The organism is Bradyrhizobium symbiodeficiens, assembly GCF_002266465.3.
GTDB classification, from domain to species: domain Bacteria; phylum Pseudomonadota; class Alphaproteobacteria; order Rhizobiales; family Xanthobacteraceae; genus Bradyrhizobium; species Bradyrhizobium symbiodeficiens.
On sequence record NZ_CP029427.2, the window covers coordinates 99,079 to 117,382 of the forward strand.

Below are 18,304 nucleotides of genomic sequence, written 5' to 3' on the forward strand. Positions count from 1 at the left end.
TGGCGGTCTCTATGCAGGAGGCGTGCCGTTGATCGCCAGCACGTGGCCGGCCAGATACAGCGAGCCCGTGATCAGGATGCGCGGCGGCACCTCGTAGGCGAGCTTCGACAGGCCACGCAATGCGGCTTCGACGCCGGAGACCATCTCGACGCGCATGCCGAGGCTGCCCGCGGCATCCGCAAGGCGATCGACCGGCATCGCGTTCTCAATGTCGGGAATCGGCACCGCGATGATGTGACGGGTGAGGCCGGCGAAATTGGCGAGGAACGCCTGCGCGTCCTTGTTGGCCATCATGCCCGCAATTATCACCAGCGGCCGCGACACCCGCTCTTCGAGATCGCCTAGCGCCGCCGCGGCGACGCGGCCGCCCTCTGCATTGTGCCCGCCGTCGAGCCAGATCTCCGAGCCTTGCGGCCCCCAGGACAGCAGCGTGCCCGAGGTGATGCGCTGCATCCGCGCCGGCCATTCGGCGCCGACGATACCAGCCTCGAACGCGGCGTGACTGATCTTGAAGATGGTGATGGCGCGCAGCGTCGCGATCGCAAGTCCGGCATTGTCGAACTGGTGGCGGCCGAACAGCCGCGGCGCCGTGAGATCCATCAGGCCGCGATCGTCCGAATAGACCAGCCGACCGTGCTCGACATTGACGTGCCAGCTCTCGTTCGCCGCAAACAGTGGCGCGCGCATGCGCTTGGCCTGCGCCTCGATCACAGCCATGGCTTCGCCCGCCTGCTCGGCGCAGATCACGGGCACACCGTGCTTGATGATCGCCGCCTTCTCGCCGGCGATCGACGTCAGGGTGTCCCCGAGAAAATCCATGTGATCCATGCTGACAGGCGTGATCACGCAGGCCGCCGGCGTGTCGACCACATTGGTCGAATCGAGCCGGCCGCCGAGGCCGACTTCGAGCAGCACGACGTCGGCCGGGTTCCGCGCAAACAAATGGAAGGCGGCCGCCGTCTTCAGCTCGAACAATGTCGCGGCTTCACCGGCATTGACGCGTTCGACCTCTTCCAGCGCGGCACGCAATTCGTCGTCACCGACCAGCACGCCACCGCCGGCGCGGCCGAGGCGGAAGCATTCGTTGATACGAACGAGATAGGGCGAGGTGTAGGCATGCACGCGCAGGCCTGCGGCCTCCAGCGTCGCGCGCAGATAAGCGAGCGTCGAGCCCTTGCCGTTGGTGCCGGCGATGTGGATCACCGGCGGCAATTTGCGTTCGGGGTGGCCGAGCCGATCGAGCAGGCGGTGCATCCGCTCCAGCCCGAGGTTGATGCGTTTCTGATGCAGGACCGACAACCGCCCGATCAATTCGCCGAGCGGCGTCTTCGCGCTGTCAGGGGATGCGTTCACGCGTGCGGCGCAGCCGACGCCGTCTCGGCGGCCGAGACGATCTGTGCCGGGCTGACCACCGGCTGCACCGACTTCGATGCAGTCTCCAGCGCCGGCGCTCTGGTCAGCAGACGGCAGAGCCGCGCCAGGGTCGGGCGCAATTCGTGGCGATGCACGACCATGTCGACCATGCCGTGCTCTTTCAGGTACTCGGCGCGCTGGAATCCTTCAGGCAGCTTCTCGCGGATGGTCTGCTCGATCACGCGGGCGCCGGCAAAACCGATCAGCGCGCCGGGCTCGGCGATCTGCACGTCGCCGAGCATCGCATAGGACGCGGTGACGCCGCCGGTGGTCGGATTGGTCAGCACGACGATGTAGGGCAGCTTCGCCTCGCGCAGCATCTGCACCGCGACGGTCGTGCGCGGCATCTGCATCAGCGACAGGATGCCTTCCTGCATGCGCGCGCCGCCTGACGCCGCGAACACGATGAACGGCGATTTCTTCTCGACCGCGAGCTCGAGCCCGCGCACGAGGGCTTCGCCTGCGGCCATGCCGAGCGAGCCGCCCATGAAGTCGAAATCCTGCACGGCGACGACGGCGGCGGAGCCTTCGAGCTTGCCGTAGCCGACCTTGACCGCGTCGTTCAGATTGGTCCGGGCGCGCGCATCCTTGATGCGGTCGACGTATTTTTTCTCGTCACGGAACTTGAGCGGATCGGGCGTGACCTCGGGCAGCGCGACGTCGTACCAGGTCTCGTTGTCGAAGATCGACTTCAGACGCGCCACCGCGCCCATGCGCATGTGGTAGTTCGAGCCCGGGATGACGAACTGGTTGGCCTCGACGTCCTTGTAGAACACGAGCTGTCCGGAATCCGGGCACTTGATCCACAGATTCTCCGGCGTCTCCCGCCGCAGCATGTTGCGGATCTTCGGCCGGACCACGTTGGTAAGCCAGTTCATGGTTTGCTCCGATGTGCGAACCCGCCTCGCGGATCGCCTGAAGGGATATATGGCGACCGGGCCGCTGCCCGGCAAGCCGCCGTGTCGCCCGCCTTAGAGCATGATCCGGAAAAGTGTGACGCGGTTTTCCGACAAGATCATGCTCAAACTAAAGAGCCAAAGCGGAATTATGGCCTATTCCGCCGCCTGTTGCGCGCCCTTGACGCCCTGGGCCAGGGCCGCCGTCAGCTCCGCCACGGCGTTGACGGTCTTGCCGGTCGCCCGTCCCTCGACGTCGAGGCTGTTCTTGAGCGCATCGACCAGCGCGGTGCCGACCACGGCGCCGTTGGCATGGGAGGCAATGTCGCGCGCGGTCTCCGGGGTGCGGATGCCGAAGCCGACGCAGACCGGCAGCTTGGTGTGCCGCTTGATGCGGGCAACCGCCTCGCTCACGGCCGAGGAGTCCGCGGTCGCGGCCCCGGTGATGCCGGTGATGGAGACGTAGTAGACGAAGCCCGAGGTGTTGGCGAGCACGGCCGGCAGGCGCTTGTCGTCGGTCGTGGGCGTCGCCAGGCGGATGAAGTTGAGGCCGGCCTTCATCGCGGGCAGGCAGAGCTCGTCGTCTTCTTCAGGCGGCAGATCGACGATGATAAGGCCGTCGACACCCGCGCTCTTGGCATCGACCAAAAATTTGTCGACGCCATAGATGTAGATCGGATTGTAATAGCCCATCAGCACGATCGGCGTCGCGTTGTCGTCCTTGCGGAAGCCGCGCACCAGCTCCAGCGTCTTCTTCAGCGTCATGCCGGCCTTGAGCGCGCGCAGGCCTGCAGCCTGGATCGACGGACCATCGGCCATCGGATCGGTGAAGGGCATGCCGATCTCGATCACGTCGGCGCCCGATTTCGGCAGCGCCTTGATGATCTCGAGCGAGGTCGCGGGATCGGGATCGCCCGCCATCAGGAAGGTGACAAAGGCCGAGCGGCCCTGTTTCGCGAGCTCGGCGAAACGAGTGTCGATACGCGTGGTCACTTGCTCTTGCCCCTCAGGATGTCGCCGACCTGCGGGACGTCCTTGTCGCCGCGGCCGGAGAGGTTGACGACCATCAGGTGATCTCTCGGGCGCTTCGGCGCGAGCTCCATCACCTTGGCGATGGCGTGCGCGGGTTCGAGCGCGGGGATGATGCCTTCGAGCTTCGACAGCAGCTGGAATGCAGCGAGCGCTTCATCATCGGTCGCGGAGAGATAGTTCACGCGGCCGACCTCGTGCAGCCAGGAATGCTCGGGGCCGATGCCGGGATAGTCGAGGCCGGCGGAGATCGAATGGGCGTCCTGGATCTGGCCGTCGGCATCCATCAGGAGATAGGTGCGGTTGCCGTGCAGCACGCCGGGACGGCCGCCCGCGATCGAGGCCGCGTGGAGCTGCGTCAGCCCGTGGCCCGCGGCTTCGACGCCGAAGATCTCGACGGAGGGATCATCGAGGAACGGATGGAACAGGCCCATCGCGTTGGAGCCACCGCCGATGCAGGCGACCAGCGAATCCGGCAGACGGCCCTCGACCTCCTGCATCTGCGCCTTGGTCTCGTTGCCGATGATCGACTGGAAGTCGCGCACCAGCGTCGGATAAGGATGCGGGCCTGCGACCGTGCCGATGCAGTAGAAGGTGTTGTGCACGTTGGTGACCCAGTCGCGCAGCGCCTCGTTCATGGCATCCTTCAGCGTGCGCGTGCCCGACTGCACCGGCATCACCGTGGCGCCCAGCATCTCCATGCGGATCACGTTGGGCTGCTGACGCTCGACGTCGACGGCCCCCATGTAGACGATGCATTCGAGCCCGAAGCGCGCGCATAGCGTCGCGGTGGCGACGCCGTGCTGACCCGCGCCGGTCTCGGCGATGATGCGCTTCTTGCCCATGCGCCGTGCCAGCATGATCTGGCCGAGCACGTTGTTCACCTTGTGCGAGCCGGTGTGGTTGAGCTCTTCGCGTTTCAGGTAAATCCTGGCGCCGCCGAGATGCTCGGTAAGGCGCTCGGCGAAATAAAGCGGCGAGGGCCGGCCGACATAGTTCTTGAGATAGCCGTTCATCTCGGTCTGGAACGCCGGATCGGCCTTGGCCTCGGTGTAGGCCTTCTCCAGATCGAGGATCAGCGGCATCAGGGTTTCCGCGACGAAGCGGCCGCCGAAGATGCCGAAATGGCCACGATCGTCGGGGCCGCTGCGATAGGAATTGGGTTTGGCGATGTTCATCGAACACTCAACTCTTGGCTAGCGCGCGCGGCGCGAATGAAGGCCTTGATCATCTCGGGGTCCTTCACGCCGGGAGCGCTCTCGACACCGGAGGACACGTCGACGCCGCCCGCGCCGGTGACGCGAAGAGCCTCGGCGACGTTCTGCGCATGAAGGCCGCCCGAAACCATATACGGCAGCTTGAGCTCGAGGTTTCCGAGCAGGCGCCAGTCGAAGGGCGTACCGAGGCCGCCGGGCCGCGTCGCGTCTTTCGGTGCCCGCGCGTCGAACAGGATGCGGTCGGCGACCGCCGTGTAGCCGGGCAGCACGGCAAGATCCACAGCGACCTCGACCGGGACCGCCTTCATCACCGGGCGGCCAAACCGCTGCTTGATGTCGCGCAGCCGCGCCACGCTCTCCTTGCCGTGCAGCTGGAAAATGTCCGGCGACAGCGCATCCATGATGTTGTCGAGCGTCGCATCATCGGCATCGACGGTGAGCGCCACTTTGAGCGCGCGCCCCTTCGCCTGGCGGCCGAGATCCCGGCCGAGCTCCAGGGACAGATGCCGCGGCGAAGGCGGGAAGAACACGAACCCCACCATATCCGCACCCGCCTCGAGCGCCGTTTGAAGCGTCTCGCGCGTGGACAGGCCGCAGATTTTGACGAGCAGGGACATGGTCTCAAAGCAAATGGAGGCCGCAAGGTGCGGCCGGAAAACGGGGTTTTCGGTCGGGCCGCTTCTACAACGTCGCGCGCTGCTTGTCTCGCCCGATGGGCCCGTAAAGCCCGACCCCGGAGGGAACGGGAAGGCGCTGCGAGCCGGGCTTTGCCGCGGCCGCCTGGGCCCGCAAATCGGCCAGTTCGAGCCTGGCAGCCCGTGAATCCGCCTCGTGGCGGCGCGCCGCGCGCCGCCAGTGCCGCTGACCGAACCAGACGGCACAGCCGCCGGCGAAGACGCCGAGGGCGGCGACCAGGATCATGAGCAGGAACAGCGGCAGCGTCACCGACAATGACGGGTCGTTCGCTATGAAGGGATCGAACGAGACCGTGACGAAGTGCCGGTTGGAAACGGCGAAGGCCACCAGGATCAGGCCCAGCGGTATCACGATCAGCGCGGTCAGGAACTTTCGCATCGCGATCGCTCGTCTTGAATCAAGCTTGCGGCCGCATCATGCGGCTATCAGGTTAAACCCCGACGACGACATCCTTAGTCAGGCGCGCCGGGATCCGGATGGTCGCGGTTCAGCCGCTCGCGCATTTCCTTGCCGGTCTTGAAGAACGGAACGCTCTTCTGATCGACAGGCACGTGGGCGCCGGTGCGTGGATTGCGCCCGGCGCGTGCAGGGCGATGCTTGACCGAGAAGGCACCGAAGCCGCGCAACTCGACGCGGTCACCGCGCGCGAGGGCCGCTACGATCTCTTCGAGAATCGCATTCACAATGTTCTCGACATCCCGCTGGTATAGATGCGGGTTGTGCTCGGCGATACGCTGAACAAGTTCGGATTTGATCATCGAGAGATAGGACCCGGGAGCGTGCGGATGACCATTTCCGTGAAAATACCTTGATCTGTCAAGACGCTAAATCAAGGCTGGGCGTCGTGAAAATGCGTGACAAATGCCGAAAAAGCGGGCTGACCCGACGCCCGTCGGACGGGAAAACCCTCAGGCGCTCGCCCGGCCCGTCAATTTGAGGCGGCCGGTTGCCACAGGGCCAGCATTCCGTCCATTCCAAACCGATCGACCGCTTGCGCGACGCCGGTTTGCCCGATTTGATGCGCAATCGAGCCCAAACCGAGCGCTTCCAGCGTGACAGCAGCCGCCGTCTTGAGGAACGGCAGATCGCCAAAGCGCGGCTGGAGCTTGTAGTCGCGTACCGGAAGACCCTTCTTGACGCTCTTCTGCTCGACCAGCCAGGTCACCGCCGTCTTCTCGTCACCGATCTGATCAATCAGCTTGAGATCGATCGCCTGGCGTCCCGTGAAGACGCGGCCATCAGCCACTTTCTCGAGCTGCGTGTCATCCATGCCACGCCGTTCCTTCACCAATCCCCTGAACCAGGCATAGGAATCCTTCACCAGCGCATCGAGGGCAGCCCGCGCTTCGGGACTGGTCGGCTCAAAACCGTTGGGCGCAGCCTTCAGCGGCGACGACTTCACCTCCTCGACCTTGACGCCGATGGTCTTCAGGAGCTCGCTGACGTTGGGATATTGGAACAGCACGCCGATCGACCCGACCAGCGAGCTCTGCTGGGCGATGATGTGGTCGCTGGCAATCGCCGTGATGTAGCCCCCGGAGGCAGCCAGGCCCTCGACCACCACGACCAGCGGCTTCTTCGCCTTAAGCCGGACAAGCGAATCGTAGAGCTGCTCGGAGCCGGCGGTGGTGCCGCCCGGCGAGTTGATGTGAACGATGACGGCCGCGGCCTGCGAATTCTCCAGCCGCTCCAGCGCCTGCGTGCGATCGGAATCGCTGCGGATCAGGCCGTCGATCTGGACCCGCGCGATCGAGCCGGCGGATGCGAAGGTGCCGCGCGCGCCGGGTGTCGCGATCAGCGCAAAGCCCGCAATCGCCGCTATCGCGATCAGCGCAGCCATCACGCGCCAGAACGTCAGCTTGCGGCGGATCCTGCGGCGATCGACGATGATGTCCGAATCGAGCGACATCTAGATATCTCCAAATGAAAGGCCGGACGCGTTGTGCCCTCACAGCGTGACCAACGGCTTATCTGGATACATCAATTGCGGCGCAATTTGAAGAAAACAAGGCCTCTTGAGGCCCGGCTGCGTAGCCCGGATCGAGTGCAGCGTAATCCGGGCTACAAGAACGATAAGCACAACAAAAAAGCCCCGGCTCGCGCCGGGGCTCGATGCAGCGAAATGCGTTTCGCTTACTTGCTGTCGCGGTTCTTGAGCGCGGTGCCGAGGATGTCGCCGAGCGTTGCTCCCGAATCGGAGGAGCCGTACTGCGCGATGGCTTCCTTCTCTTCGGCAACTTCGAGCGCCTTGATCGACACCTGGACCTTGCGGGCCTTCTTGTCGAACTGGATCACGCGGGCATCGACCTTCTCGCCGACGGCAAAGCGTTCGGCGCGCTGGTCGTTGCGGTCACGGGCGAGCTCCGAGCGCTTGACGAAGGTGGTGAAGTCGGTCCCGGCGATCTTCACCTCGATACCGCTTTCCTTCACTTCGAGCACTTCGCAGGTCACGACCGCGCCCTTCTTGACATCGCCCGGCTCGGCGAAGGGGTCGCCTTCGAGCTGCTTGATGCCGAGCGAGATGCGCTCCTTCTCGACGTCCACATCGAGCACCACGGCCTTCACCATGTCGCCCTTCTTGTAGTTGTCGATCACCTGCTCGCCCGGAAGCTTCCAGTCGAGGTCGGAGAGATGGACCATGCCGTCGACGTCGCCTTCGAGACCCAGGAACAGACCGAACTCGGTCTTGTTCTTGACCTCGCCCTCGACCGTCGAACCGGTCGGGTGACCTTCGACGAAGACCTCCCACGGGTTGCGCATGGTCTGCTTGAGGCCGAGCGAGATGCGGCGCTTGACGGAATCGACTTCCAGCACCTGCACTTCGACTTCCTGCGAGGTCGAAACGATCTTGCCGGGGTGCATGTTCTTCTTGGTCCACGACATCTCGGAGACGTGGATCAGGCCTTCGATGCCCGGCTCGAGCTCGACGAACGCACCGTAGTCGGTGATGTTGGTGACGCGGCCGGTGAAGCGGGCACCCAGCGGGTACTTGGCTTCGATGCCCTGCCACGGATCGTCCAGCAGCTGCTTCATGCCCAGCGAGATGCGGTGCGTCTCGTGGTTGATCTTGATGATCTTGACCTTCACGGTCTGGCCGATCGAGAGCACCTCGGTCGGGTGGTTGACACGGCGCCACGCGATGTCGGTGACGTGCAGCAGGCCGTCGATGCCGCCGAGATCAACGAACGCACCGTAATCGGTGATGTTCTTGACCACGCCGTCGATGACCTGACCCTCTTCGAGGTTCTGCACCAGTTCCTGACGCTGCTCGGCGCGGGTCTCTTCGAGAACCGTGCGGCGGGACACGACGATATTGCCGCGGCGGCGGTCCATCTTGAGGATCTGGAACGGCTGTGAGTTGTTCATCAGCGGCGCAACGTCGCGGATCGGACGGATGTCGACCTGCGAGCGCGGCAGGAAGGCCACGGCACCGTCGAGGTCGACGGTGAAGCCGCCCTTGACCTGGTTGAAGATGACGCCGTTGACCTTTTCGTTGTTCTGGAACGCCTTCTCGAGCTTGCCCCAGCTCTCTTCGCGGCGCGCCTTGTCGCGCGACAGTACGGCTTCGCCGAGCGCGTTCTCGATCCGATCGAGGAACACTTCGACCTCGTCGCCGACCTTCAGTTCGCTGTCACGGCCGGGGCCGGAAAATTCGCGCAGGGCGACGCGGCCCTCGGTCTTCAGGCCGACGTCGATGACGGCCATGTCCTTTTCAATTGCAACAACCTTGCCCTTGATGACGGAGCTCTCCTGCAGGTTGCCACCTGCGAAGGACTCATCGAGCATCGCGGCGAAATCGTCGCGCGACGGGCTATAGGTATCAGCGGAAGTCGAAGCCATTTGTTCTCCAGTTGCGGAAGTCGTGCCGGCCGTTGGGTTCAAGGGCGTATCGGGCGCGCAGTGTCGGAAGGTCCACAAAACCTTCGAGCGACCGCTCGTTGCTCCGGTTTGCGCCGGAACAGCGGAAGCGGGCCGGCTGAGGCCCGCGCGTTCGATACGTGGAAATCTTATGTCCGGAGCCTGGATCGCGCCGGTCCCGGAAGGACCCGACGTATCGACCTCAAAGAGCGGGAGCGGGCGCTTCCTCCAATGACGGCAGCGGCTTAACCCCGCAACCGGCCCGCTCGGACGGCCTCGATAATGTCGATGGCGGCCCGGACGCCGCCTTCTATATCCAGTTGGGAGTTATCAAGCAAGTAAGCATCCGCGGCCGGTTTCAAAGGCGCAATGGCCCGGTTCTTGTCACGTTCGTCGCGCTGGATGATGTCGGCGAGCACGGCGGCCTCGTCGGCCTCCTCGCCCCTTGCCTTGGCCTCCATGGTCCGGCGGCGCGCGCGGACTTTTGGGTCGGCCACGACGAAGATCTTCACGTCCGCATGCGGGCAGATCACGGTTCCAATGTCCCGGCCGTCCAGCACGGCACCGGGCGGATCGGCGGCGAATTGCCGTTGAAAATTGACCAGGGCCTCGCGGACCCTCGGGATCGCCGAGACGATCGAGGCGCCCTCGCCGGCCTTCTGGGTCTTCAGGGCCGGATTGCCGAACTTCTCGGGATCGAGTTCCAGCGCCGCCGCGACCGCAGCCTCCTCGTCCCGGAGATCGTGACCGGACTGCATCAGGGCATAAGCCACCGCACGGTAGATCACGCCGGTATCGAGATGACGATAGCCGTAATGATGCGCGAGACGCTTGCCGAGCGTCCCCTTGCCCGAGGCCGCGGGCCCGTCGATGGCGATGATCATGAAAACTCGGCCCCTAGCGAACGCATCATCGGAATGAAGTCCGGGAAACTGGTGGCGATGAAGGCGGTGTCGTCGACGGTCACCGGCTGATCGGAGGCGCAGCCCATCACCAGGGCGGACATCGCGATGCGGTGGTCCATGTGGGTGGCGACCGTGCCGCCGCCGGGGACGTGACCGCGGCCTTCGACGATCAGATCGTCGCCGGAGACCTCGACCTTGACGCCGTTGACGCGCAGCATGGCGGCGGTGGCCTCCAGGCGGTCGGATTCCTTGACGCGCAGCTCCTGCAGGCCGCGCATGATCGTCGTGCCCTCGGCGAAGGCGGCTGCCACCGCCAGCACCAGATATTCATCAATCATCGAGGGCGCGCGCTCCGGCGGCACCACGACGCCGCGCAGCTTCGAGGCGCGTACACGCAAGCGCGCCATCGGCTCGCCGGCATCGCCGCGAACTTCGCTTTCCTCGATGAAGCCGCCCATTTCGCGCAGCGTTGTGAACAGGCCGGTGCGCAGCGGATTGGTCATGACGTCGGTCAGCACGACATCGGAGCCCTCGACGATCAACGCGGCGACGATCGGGAACGCCGCGGACGAGGGATCGGCGGGCACAACGACGGTGGCGCCGTGCAGCTCAGGCTGGCCGACCAGTGCGATCTTGCGGCCATGCGTGCCCTCGCGCGTGGAGGTGATATCGGCGCCGAAATGCTTGAGCATCAGCTCGGTATGGTCGCGGCTGGCCTCGCTCTCGATCACGGTTGTGGTGCCCGGCGCAGCCAGGCCCGCCAGCAGCACCGCCGATTTGATCTGGGCCGAGGCGACCGGGGTCTTGTAGGTGATCGGGAGCGGATCGCGCGCACCCTGGAGGGTCAGGGGCAGACGGCCGCCCTCACTGCCGGAGATGACCTTCGCACCCATCTTTTCCAGGGGATCGAGAATCCGACGCATCGGCCGGCTGCGCAGCGAGGCGTCGCCGTCGAAAACCGCCGAGATCGGGCAGCCGGCGACGGCGCCCATCACCAGCCGGCAGCCGGTCCCGGAGTTCCCGAAATCCAGCGGAGCCTTGGGCTGGGCGAAGCCCGCGACGCCCACGCCCTGCACCTTCCAGGCAAAATCGCCGGTCCGCTCCACGGTGGCGCCCAGCGCCTGCATCGATTTGGCGGTGTTGAGGACGTCCTCGCCCTCCAGCAGACCCGAAATCCTGGTCTCGCCCACCGCGAGCGCACCCAGGATGAGGGCACGATGGGAGATCGACTTGTCCCCGGGCACCCGTACTTTCCCGGTCAGGGGCCCGCTGGCGCGAGCCTGGAGCGGCCTCGTTTGGTCGGAATGGGTCACGATTGGGTCCTTGGATGCGCCCTCGAGGGGGGCTCGGCGCAGGTACCACATGGTCAGCACCCCGTCACGGGCATGTCGTTCTCCCGTAATGCGCTATTGACAGCGGCCCGCCAACTAGCCAAGTGAAACACCGCTTTTCAGACATTCCCAGGATTCCTGCCGTGGCCAAGTCAGAACTCGGAACCAAACGTATTTGCCCGACCACGGGCAAGAAGTTCTACGACCTCAACAAGAATCCGGTGATCTCGCCCTATACCGGCGAAGTCGTGCCGATCGCCCCCGTCGCGCCCGCGCGCGTGCCCCGCGGCGCCGAAGCCCGGCACGCGGCGACGGCGGATGCCACGCCGGAGCCGGCGGAGGTCGAGGAGGTCTCGCTCGAGGAGGCCGACGCCGAGGAGAACAGCGGCAAGGTCAAGGCCGTCGTGCCCGAATCCGAGGACGATATCGAGGTCGACGAGACCCTCGACGACGACGATGACGATGATTCGACCTTCATTGCCGACGAAGAAGAGGGCGATGAGGACGTTACCGACATCATTGGTGATGTCGGAGGTGATGAAGAGACTTGAGATCAGCCCTGATCTGTGAAAAAGGGTGCACCGCGCGAGTCACCAGGGCTCGCCGGTGCGGGTGATCCACCAGGATCCCCACAAGGACTAAGGGGCCATAGCTCAGCTGGGAGAGCGCTTGCATGGCATGCAAGAGGTCGGCGGTTCGATCCCGCCTGGCTCCACCAGCCTTCGCTCGCTTCGCGAGCTTCGGCTCGGCAAGCCAGCTCCGCTCTATCGTAGCGAAGCTAGCGAAGGCTGCCGCGACGTAGCCCGAAGGGCGAAGCCGGGCCTCGGAAAGCGCATGCATATCCAATAGGCTGAACGGCGGGGACGATCCGCCATGAAGTACGTTTATATCCTCGAAAGCCTCGATTCGCTCCACTTCTACATCGGCATCACCGACGACCTTCGAGCCCGGCTTGCAAAGCACAATACCGGCGAGGTGCCGCATACCTCGAGATACGGGCCATGGCGCATCAAGACTTACATCGCTTTCAGCAACGAGAAGCAGGCCGTCGCATTCGAGAAGTACCTGAAGTCAGCTTCCGGCCGAGCGTTTGCCAAGAAGCGCCTCTAGCACCTACTCCCCGATCACCGCATTCAGCCGATCCCGCAGCGCGACGATCTCGTCCTTCATCGCGACCAGCTCCGACACCGAGCAGTCCGACGCTGCCAGGATCGATTGCGGCACGGCGCGCGCTTTCTCCTTCAGCGCATGCCCCTGCGGCGTCAGCGCGATCAGGACCTGGCGCTCGTCCTCGCTGCTACGCGTGCGCCTCACGAGATGCGCGGCCTCCAGCCGCTTGAGCAGCGGCGTCAGCGTGCCCGAATCCAGGAACAGCTTCTCGCCGATGTCCTTGACCGGCACGTCGTCGCGCTCCCACAGCGCCAGCATGACCAGATATTGCGGATAGGTCAGGCCGAGCCGGTCCAGCAGCGGCTTGTAGACGCGGTTGAAGGCGTGCGCGGCCGAATAGACCGCGAAGCAGATCTGGTTGTCGAGCCGCAGCGGCGCGTCCGCTGCCGAGTGTTTTCGAGGCATGGAGAATCTCACGGGATTTCCTCCCATTCTGGTGCCGGCGGGCGGCACATTCAATTGCGAACAATTAAATGTGAGCCATGCCAATTTCAATTGCGCACAATCTAATTGTCTGCGATACAGAACTTACCCCAACCGGAAGACCCGAGGAGACGACAATGTCCGTGAACGTCCTCTACAAGACCAGCGCCAAGGCCACCGGCGGCCGCGACGGCAAGGCTGCGACCCTCGACGGCTCGCTGAATGTCAAGCTCACCACGCCGAAGGAGCTCGGCGGCGGCGGCGGCGCCGGCAACAATCCCGAGCAGCTGTTTGCGGCCGGCTATGCCGCCTGCTTCATCGGCGCGATGAAGTTCGTATCGTCGCAGGGCGGGCCGAAGGTTCCGGCTGATGCCTCCGTGACCTCGACCGTCGGCATCGGCCCGCGTTCCGAGGGCGGCTTCGGTCTCGACATCGATCTCGCCGTCTCGCTGCCGGGCCTCGCCCGCGCAGAGGCCGAGGCGCTGGTCGAGAAGGCGCACCAGGTGTGCCCGTACTCCAATGCCACGCGCGGCAATGTCGACGTTCGCCTGACGGTCGTCTGACCGAAATTGCGGATTGGCTGGCCCGGGATCCCCCCGGGCCGGCCGCTGCCATTTGCCATGCCGCGGCATGCGGCGTGCGCCTGCATGACCCCCTACGCTCGGCGCCATTGCTGGCACCGGGAAACCTCGCTAGGCCTGTGATCAAATGACCGACACAGGGGACGCGAAGGCATGACTGAAGCCGCCAGTTCTGGAGCAGCATTGGGCGCAATGAGCGGATTGCGCGTCATCGATCTCACGCGCGTGCTCGGCGGTCCCTACTGCACCCAGATTCTCGCCGACCACGGCGCCGACGTGATCAAGGTCGAGCCGCCCGCGGGCGACGAAGTGCGCGACTGGGGTCCTCCCTTCCACGAAGAGGACGCGGCCTATTTCATCGGCATCAACCGCAACAAGCGTTCGATCGGGCTCGACCTCGCCTCCGAGGGCGGCCGCATCGTGCTGCTCAAGATGCTCGAGACGGCCGACGTCCTGATCGAGAATTTCAAGCCGGGCACGCTGGAGAAATGGGGCATCGGCAACGAAATCCTCAGCAAGAAATTCCCGCGCCTCGTGCATTGCCGGATCTGCGGCTTCGGCGCCGACGGTCCGCGCGGCGGCAATCCCGGCTATGACGCCATCATCCAGGCCATGACCGGCATGATCGCGGCGACCGGCTCGCCCGAGAGCGGACCAATGCGGATCGGCGTGCCCCTGGTCGACATCGGCACCGGCCTCTACGCGGCGATCGGCATCCTGATGGCGCTGTCGGAGCGGCAGCGCTCCGGCAAGGGCCAGTTCCTTGAGACCACGCTGTACGAGACCGGCCTTGCCATCATGCATCCGCACACCGCGAATTATTTCATGCACGGCAAGCCGCCGTCGCTCACCGGCAACGAGCATCCCAACCTCGTGCCTTATGCGATCTTCCCGACCAAGACCGACAACATCTTCATCGGCGTCGGCAATGACGGCACCTTCCGCAAGCTGGCCAAGGAGATCGGCAAGCCCGAGCTCGGCACCGATCCGCGCTTTGCCCGCAACAAGGACCGCATCGCCAACCGCGAGGCGCTGCGCGCCGAGCTTGCCGCCGTGTTCAGCCAGCACGAGGCCGAGCCGCTGTGCAATCGCCTGCTCGCCGCGGGCCTGCCTGCAGGGCCCGTGCAGAAGATCGACCAGGCGTTGACGAACCCGCACACGATCGCGCGCGGCGATATTATCGAGAAGGACTGGTACAAGGGCGTGGCATCGCCGATCCGGCTCGATCGCAGCAAGCCGAGCCTGCGCCGGCTGCCGCCGAAATTCAGCCAGCACTCGGCGGAAGTGCTCGGCGAGTTCGGATATTCCAAGGCCGAGATCGACGCAATGGTCGAGAAGGGCACCGTCTGCGGGCCGGAGCGCAAGCGCTGAGGTAAGACGGGCGTCAACGGTGGTGCACTCCCTCTCCCGCACGCGGGGGAGGTTTTCGAGCCAGTAGCTGATCGCCAACCTCACATCAATGCCGCACTGCGGCGCGATCCACGCGTGTGCACCGCGAACGGAGGCGGCTGCCCCGCTCCGTCTTCGCCTATTTGCCGGCTTCCCTTTTCCAGCGCTTGCCGCTTTCGTTTCGCCCGCTTACACAGTCATGTGAACGTCATATGGCGCTGCTAGCGCAAGCGCATCTTTTGACGGCCAAGGGAGGTTTACTTGATGGCTCTTCGACATTTTGGCGCGGCTACCGCATTTGCACTCACGATCGGCATGACGGCGTCGCCGGCGCTGGCCGTGACGGAAATCCAGTGGTGGCACGCGATGACCGGCGCCAACAACGACGTCATCGTCAAGCTCGCCAACGACTTCAACGCGGCGCAGAGCGACTACAAGGTCGTCCCGACCTACAAGGGCAATTACGCCGACACGATGAACGCGGGCATCGCGGCGTTCCGTGCCGGCAACGCGCCGCACATCATGCAGGTGTTCGAGGTCGGCACCGCCACCATGATGGCTGCGACCGGCGCCGTGAAGCCGGTCTACAAGCTGATGGCCGACGCCGGCGAGAAGTTCGATCCCAAGATCTACCTGCCCGCCATCACCGGTTACTACTCGACGTCCAAGGGCGAGATGCTGTCCTTCCCCTTCAACTCGTCGTCGACCGTGATGTGGGTCAATCTCGACGAGCTGAAGAAGGCGAACGTCGAGATCCCCAAGACCTGGCCCGAAACCTTCGCCGCCGCCAAGAAGCTGCACGACAACGGTCATCCGACCTGCGGCTTCTCCGGCTCCTGGGTTACCTGGGTCAACCTCGAGCAGCTCTCCGCCTGGCACAACGTGCCGCTCGCCAGCAAGGCCAACGGCCTCGACGGCTTCGACACCAAGCTCGAGTTCAACGGACCGCTCCAGGTCAAGCATCTCGAGAAGCTGGTCGAGCTCCAGAAGGACAAGACCTACGACTATGCCGGCCGCACGAACACCGGCGAAGGCCGCTTCACGTCGGGCGAATGTCCGATCTACCTGACCTCGTCGGCGTTCTTCGGCAACGTCAAGGCGCAGGCCAAGTTCAACTTCACCGCGGTGCCGATGCCGTATTATCCTGATGTCAAGGGCGCCCCGCAGAACTCGATCATCGGCGGCGCTTCGCTCTGGGTCATGGGCGGCAAGCCGGCCGACGAATACAAGGGCGTCGCAAAATTCCTGACCTTCCTCTCGGACACCGATCGCCAAGTCTACATCCACAAGGCCTCGGGCTATCTGCCGATCACCAAGGCAGCCTATGAGAAAGCCAAGGCCGAGGGCTTCTACAAGGACCAGCCCTATCTCGAGACCCCGCTGCTCGAGCTGACCAACAAGGAGCCGACCGAGAATTCGCGCGGCCTGCGCCTCGGCAACATGGTGCAGCTGCGCGACGTCTGGTCGGAAGAGATCGAGCAGGCGCTGGCCGGCAAGAAGACCGCCAAGCAGGCGCTGGATGCCGCCGTCGAGCGCGGCAACACGATGCTGCGTCAGTTCGAAAAGACCGCCGTGAAGTAAGGCGATGAGCGGCAGGCCGGCCACCCGGCCTGCCGCTCTGGGGCACCATGCAAAAGCAAGCCATTTTTCAATCGAAGCTGTTGCCTTACGCGCTGGTTGCGCCGCAGCTCGCGATCGTCCTGATTTTCTTCTACTGGCCGGCCTTACAGGCCGTGATCCAGTCCTTCCTGCTGCAGGACGCCTTCGGTCTCTCGACCACCTTCGTCTGGTTCGACAATTACATCGAGCTGTTCAGGGATCCCGCCTATTTCGAGGCGATCGTCCGGACCTTCTTCTTCTCCTTCGCGATCGCCGTCTCGTCGTTGTCCTTTGCGCTGCTGCTCGCCGTCATGGCGGACAAGCCGCTGCGCGGCTCGATGCTCTATCGCACCCTCCTGATCTGGCCCTATGCAGTGGCGCCGCCGGTCGTTGGCGTGCTCTGGATCTTCATGCTGCATCCCTCGCTGGGCATCATCGCACGCTATTTGCGCGCGATCGGGGTCGACTGGAATCCGCTGCTCGACGGCGACCAGGCGGCAACGCTGATCATCCTCGCCGCCGCCTGGAAGCAGATCTCGTATAACTTCCTGTTCTTCCTCGCCGGACTGCAGGCGATCCCGAAAAGCGTGCTCGAAGCCGCCGCGATCGACGGTGCGCGTCCGATGCGCCGGTTCTGGACCGTGACTTTCCCGCTGCTGTCGCCGACCATCTTCTTCCTGCTGGTCGTCAACATCGTCTACGCCTTCTTCGACACGTTCGGCATCATCGACACCATGACCCGCGGCGGTCCCGGCACCTCGACGGTGACGCTGGTCTACAAAGTCTATTCCGACGGCCTGCTCGGCGGCAATCTCGGCAGCTCCGCGGCGCAATCGGTGATCCTGATGGTCATGGTCATCGTGCTGACGGGAATCCAGTTCCGCTTCGTCGAACGCAAGGTGACCTACTGATGGTCGAGGAAGAGGGCTTTCGGCGCTACGTCGCCCACGTCATTCTCTGGATCGGAATCGCGATCGTCGCCTTCCCGGTCTACATCGCGTTCATCGCCTCGACCCAGGACAACGCGCTGATCGCGAACGGACAGATGTCGCTGCTGCCGGGCGGTCATTTCTTCGAGACCTATTATCAAACCATCTTTGTCGGCACGAGCGGCTCGACCCGCGAGCCGGTCGGCAACATGATGCTGAACTCGCTGGTGATGGCGCTGCTGATCGCAGTCGGCAAGATCGCGATCTCGATCATCTCGGCCTATGCGATCGTGTATTTCCGCTTTCCGTTCCGGATGCCGATCTTCTGGATCATCTTCATCACCCTGATGCTCCCGGTCGAGGTCCGCATCTATCCGACCTACAAGATCGTCGCCGACCTGCACATGCTCGACAGCTATGCGGGCTTGGCGCTGCCGCTGATCGCCTCGGCCACCGCGACGCTGCTGTTCCGCCAGTTCTTCATGACGGTGCCGGACGAACTGCTGGAAGCCTCGCGCATCGACGGCGCAGGTCCCTTGCGCTTCTTCTGGGATACGCTGCTGCCGCTGTCGCGCACCAACATGGCAGCGCTGTTCGTGATCCTGTTCATCCTCGGCTGGAATCAATATCTCTGGCCGCTGCTCATCACGACCCGCGACGACATGCAGACCATTCAGGTCGGCATTCGCAAGATGATCACCACCACCGACGCGCTGACCGAATGGCCGATCGTGATGGCGACCGCCGTGCTGGCCATGCTGCCGCCGGTGTTCGTCGTCGTCGTGATGCAAAAACTGTTCGTGCGCGGGCTGGTCGAGACGGAAAAGTGAAGATGGCGAATGGTGAGTGGCGAGTAGCGAATGGGGTC

The 18,304-nt window shown here is 64.3% G+C and carries 19 protein-coding genes and 1 tRNA gene; 8 read left to right on the top strand and 12 right to left on the bottom strand.

The window, feature by feature from the left end:
- Positions 1-9: 9 nt before the first annotated feature.
- From CIT39_RS00420 to aroA, 11 genes are all read right to left on the bottom strand, one after another.
- Positions 10-1,353 carry a bifunctional folylpolyglutamate synthase/dihydrofolate synthase gene (locus tag CIT39_RS00420; RefSeq protein WP_094976074.1) on the bottom strand — a complete coding sequence of 448 codons (1,344 nt, stop codon included), beginning with the start codon at positions 1,351-1,353 and terminating at the stop codon, positions 10-12.
- On the bottom strand, positions 1,350-2,291 hold the full coding sequence (gene accD, locus CIT39_RS00425) for an acetyl-CoA carboxylase, carboxyltransferase subunit beta (RefSeq protein ID WP_094976073.1): 942 nt from the start codon (positions 2,289-2,291) through the stop codon (positions 1,350-1,352). Before accD ends, CIT39_RS00420 begins: the two co-directional genes overlap by 4 nt.
- A gap of 174 nt (positions 2,292-2,465) precedes the next feature.
- Positions 2,466-3,302 (bottom strand): tryptophan synthase subunit alpha, encoded by an 837-nt coding sequence (trpA, locus tag CIT39_RS00430; RefSeq protein WP_094976072.1) that lies wholly within the window; start codon positions 3,300-3,302, stop codon positions 2,466-2,468.
- Positions 3,299-4,516, bottom strand: a complete 1,218-nt coding sequence (trpB, locus tag CIT39_RS00435; protein WP_094976071.1) for a tryptophan synthase subunit beta — start codon at positions 4,514-4,516, stop codon at positions 3,299-3,301. Before trpB ends, trpA begins: the two co-directional genes overlap by 4 nt.
- The gene (locus CIT39_RS00440; RefSeq protein ID WP_094976070.1) at positions 4,513-5,172 is read right to left on the bottom strand and encodes a phosphoribosylanthranilate isomerase; all 660 of its coding nucleotides are present in this window, start codon (positions 5,170-5,172) and stop codon (positions 4,513-4,515) included. Before CIT39_RS00440 ends, trpB begins: the two co-directional genes overlap by 4 nt.
- Positions 5,173-5,236: 64 nt before the next feature.
- Positions 5,237-5,629 (bottom strand): DUF1049 domain-containing protein, encoded by a 393-nt coding sequence (locus CIT39_RS00445; protein ID WP_094976069.1) that lies wholly within the window; start codon positions 5,627-5,629, stop codon positions 5,237-5,239.
- 74 nt (positions 5,630-5,703) lie between these two features.
- The gene (locus CIT39_RS00450; protein WP_007598410.1) at positions 5,704-6,009 is read right to left on the bottom strand and encodes an integration host factor subunit beta; all 306 of its coding nucleotides are present in this window, start codon (positions 6,007-6,009) and stop codon (positions 5,704-5,706) included.
- Between the two features lie 170 nt (positions 6,010-6,179).
- Complete coding sequence (gene sppA / locus CIT39_RS00455; protein ID WP_094976068.1) at positions 6,180-7,160, bottom strand: signal peptide peptidase SppA; 981 nt, start codon at positions 7,158-7,160, stop codon at positions 6,180-6,182.
- 224 nt (positions 7,161-7,384) lie between these two features.
- Positions 7,385-9,091, bottom strand: coding sequence for a 30S ribosomal protein S1 (gene rpsA / locus CIT39_RS00460; RefSeq protein ID WP_162308826.1), 1,707 nt, complete (start codon positions 9,089-9,091; stop codon positions 7,385-7,387).
- 263 nt (positions 9,092-9,354) lie between these two features.
- Positions 9,355-9,993 carry a (d)CMP kinase gene (cmk, locus tag CIT39_RS00465; RefSeq protein ID WP_094976066.1) on the bottom strand — a complete coding sequence of 213 codons (639 nt, stop codon included), beginning with the start codon at positions 9,991-9,993 and terminating at the stop codon, positions 9,355-9,357.
- Positions 9,990-11,378, bottom strand: a complete 1,389-nt coding sequence (aroA, locus tag CIT39_RS00470) for a 3-phosphoshikimate 1-carboxyvinyltransferase (RefSeq protein WP_244607492.1) — start codon at positions 11,376-11,378, stop codon at positions 9,990-9,992. The genes cmk and aroA overlap by 4 nt, the downstream gene beginning before the upstream one ends.
- A gap of 110 nt (positions 11,379-11,488) precedes the next feature.
- Here aroA and CIT39_RS00475 point away from each other — a divergent pair, with 110 nt between their 5' ends.
- The 3 genes from CIT39_RS00475 (at position 11,489) to CIT39_RS00485 (ending at position 12,455) form a co-directional block, all read left to right on the top strand.
- A complete protein-coding gene (locus tag CIT39_RS00475) occupies positions 11,489-11,896 on the top strand; it encodes a TIGR02300 family protein (RefSeq protein WP_094976064.1) in 408 nt (135 codons plus the stop codon).
- A gap of 91 nt (positions 11,897-11,987) precedes the next feature.
- Positions 11,988-12,063 (top strand) — tRNA-Ala (locus tag CIT39_RS00480).
- 155 nt (positions 12,064-12,218) lie between these two features.
- A complete protein-coding gene (locus CIT39_RS00485; protein WP_094976063.1) occupies positions 12,219-12,455 on the top strand; it encodes a GIY-YIG nuclease family protein in 237 nt (78 codons plus the stop codon).
- Between the two features lie 3 nt (positions 12,456-12,458).
- On the opposite strand, the gene CIT39_RS00490 is transcribed toward CIT39_RS00485, so the two are convergent.
- Entirely contained in the window at positions 12,459-12,920 is a 462-nt protein-coding gene (locus CIT39_RS00490; RefSeq protein WP_094976062.1) for a MarR family winged helix-turn-helix transcriptional regulator, read from the bottom strand.
- 155 nt (positions 12,921-13,075) lie between these two features.
- Between CIT39_RS00490 and CIT39_RS00495 the strand changes: the two genes are divergently transcribed.
- From CIT39_RS00495 to ugpE, 5 genes are all read left to right on the top strand, one after another.
- Positions 13,076-13,501 carry an organic hydroperoxide resistance protein gene (locus CIT39_RS00495; RefSeq protein ID WP_094976061.1) on the top strand — a complete coding sequence of 142 codons (426 nt, stop codon included), beginning with the start codon at positions 13,076-13,078 and terminating at the stop codon, positions 13,499-13,501.
- 210 nt (positions 13,502-13,711) lie between these two features.
- Positions 13,712-14,890: a CaiB/BaiF CoA transferase family protein gene (locus CIT39_RS00500; RefSeq protein ID WP_408612827.1), complete on the top strand. Its 1,179-nt coding sequence runs from the start codon at positions 13,712-13,714 to the stop codon at positions 14,888-14,890.
- A 282-nt stretch (positions 14,891-15,172) separates the two neighbouring features.
- Complete coding sequence (gene ugpB / locus CIT39_RS00505) at positions 15,173-16,489, top strand: sn-glycerol-3-phosphate ABC transporter substrate-binding protein UgpB (RefSeq protein WP_094976059.1); 1,317 nt, start codon at positions 15,173-15,175, stop codon at positions 16,487-16,489.
- A gap of 47 nt (positions 16,490-16,536) precedes the next feature.
- Positions 16,537-17,418 (top strand): sn-glycerol-3-phosphate ABC transporter permease UgpA, encoded by an 882-nt coding sequence (ugpA, locus tag CIT39_RS00510; protein WP_094976058.1) that lies wholly within the window; start codon positions 16,537-16,539, stop codon positions 17,416-17,418.
- The gene (gene ugpE / locus CIT39_RS00515) at positions 17,418-18,266 is read left to right on the top strand and encodes a sn-glycerol-3-phosphate ABC transporter permease UgpE (RefSeq protein ID WP_094976057.1); all 849 of its coding nucleotides are present in this window, start codon (positions 17,418-17,420) and stop codon (positions 18,264-18,266) included. The genes ugpA and ugpE overlap by 1 nt, the downstream gene beginning before the upstream one ends.
- Positions 18,267-18,304 lie beyond the last annotated feature (38 nt).

What these genes read in the sequence shown, in the direction of transcription:
- accD (WP_094976073.1), bottom strand. Translation starts at nt 2,291, where the DNA reads ATGAACTGGCTTACCAACGTGGTCCGGCCGAAGATCCGCAACATGCTG.
- trpB (WP_094976071.1), bottom strand. Translation starts at nt 4,516, where the DNA reads ATGAACATCGCCAAACCCAATTCCTATCGCAGCGGCCCCGACGATCGT.
- CIT39_RS00440 (WP_094976070.1), bottom strand. Translation starts at nt 5,172, where the DNA reads ATGTCCCTGCTCGTCAAAATCTGCGGCCTGTCCACGCGCGAGACGCTT.
- CIT39_RS00445 (WP_094976069.1), bottom strand. Translation starts at nt 5,629, where the DNA reads ATGCGAAAGTTCCTGACCGCGCTGATCGTGATACCGCTGGGCCTGATC.
- CIT39_RS00450 (WP_007598410.1), bottom strand. Translation starts at nt 6,009, where the DNA reads ATGATCAAATCCGAACTTGTTCAGCGTATCGCCGAGCACAACCCGCAT.
- sppA (WP_094976068.1), bottom strand. Translation starts at nt 7,160, where the DNA reads ATGTCGCTCGATTCGGACATCATCGTCGATCGCCGCAGGATCCGCCGC.
- rpsA (WP_162308826.1), bottom strand. Translation starts at nt 9,091, where the DNA reads ATGGCTTCGACTTCCGCTGATACCTATAGCCCGTCGCGCGACGATTTC.
- cmk (WP_094976066.1), bottom strand. Translation starts at nt 9,993, where the DNA reads ATGATCATCGCCATCGACGGGCCCGCGGCCTCGGGCAAGGGGACGCTC.
- aroA (WP_244607492.1), bottom strand. Translation starts at nt 11,378, where the DNA reads ATGTGGTACCTGCGCCGAGCCCCCCTCGAGGGCGCATCCAAGGACCCA.
- CIT39_RS00485 (WP_094976063.1), top strand. Translation starts at nt 12,219, where the DNA reads ATGAAGTACGTTTATATCCTCGAAAGCCTCGATTCGCTCCACTTCTAC.
- CIT39_RS00490 (WP_094976062.1), bottom strand. Translation starts at nt 12,920, where the DNA reads ATGCCTCGAAAACACTCGGCAGCGGACGCGCCGCTGCGGCTCGACAAC.
- CIT39_RS00495 (WP_094976061.1), top strand. Translation starts at nt 13,076, where the DNA reads ATGTCCGTGAACGTCCTCTACAAGACCAGCGCCAAGGCCACCGGCGGC.
- CIT39_RS00500 (WP_408612827.1), top strand. Translation starts at nt 13,712, where the DNA reads ATGAGCGGATTGCGCGTCATCGATCTCACGCGCGTGCTCGGCGGTCCC.
- ugpB (WP_094976059.1), top strand. Translation starts at nt 15,173, where the DNA reads ATGGCTCTTCGACATTTTGGCGCGGCTACCGCATTTGCACTCACGATC.
- ugpA (WP_094976058.1), top strand. Translation starts at nt 16,537, where the DNA reads ATGCAAAAGCAAGCCATTTTTCAATCGAAGCTGTTGCCTTACGCGCTG.
- ugpE (WP_094976057.1), top strand. Translation starts at nt 17,418, where the DNA reads ATGGTCGAGGAAGAGGGCTTTCGGCGCTACGTCGCCCACGTCATTCTC.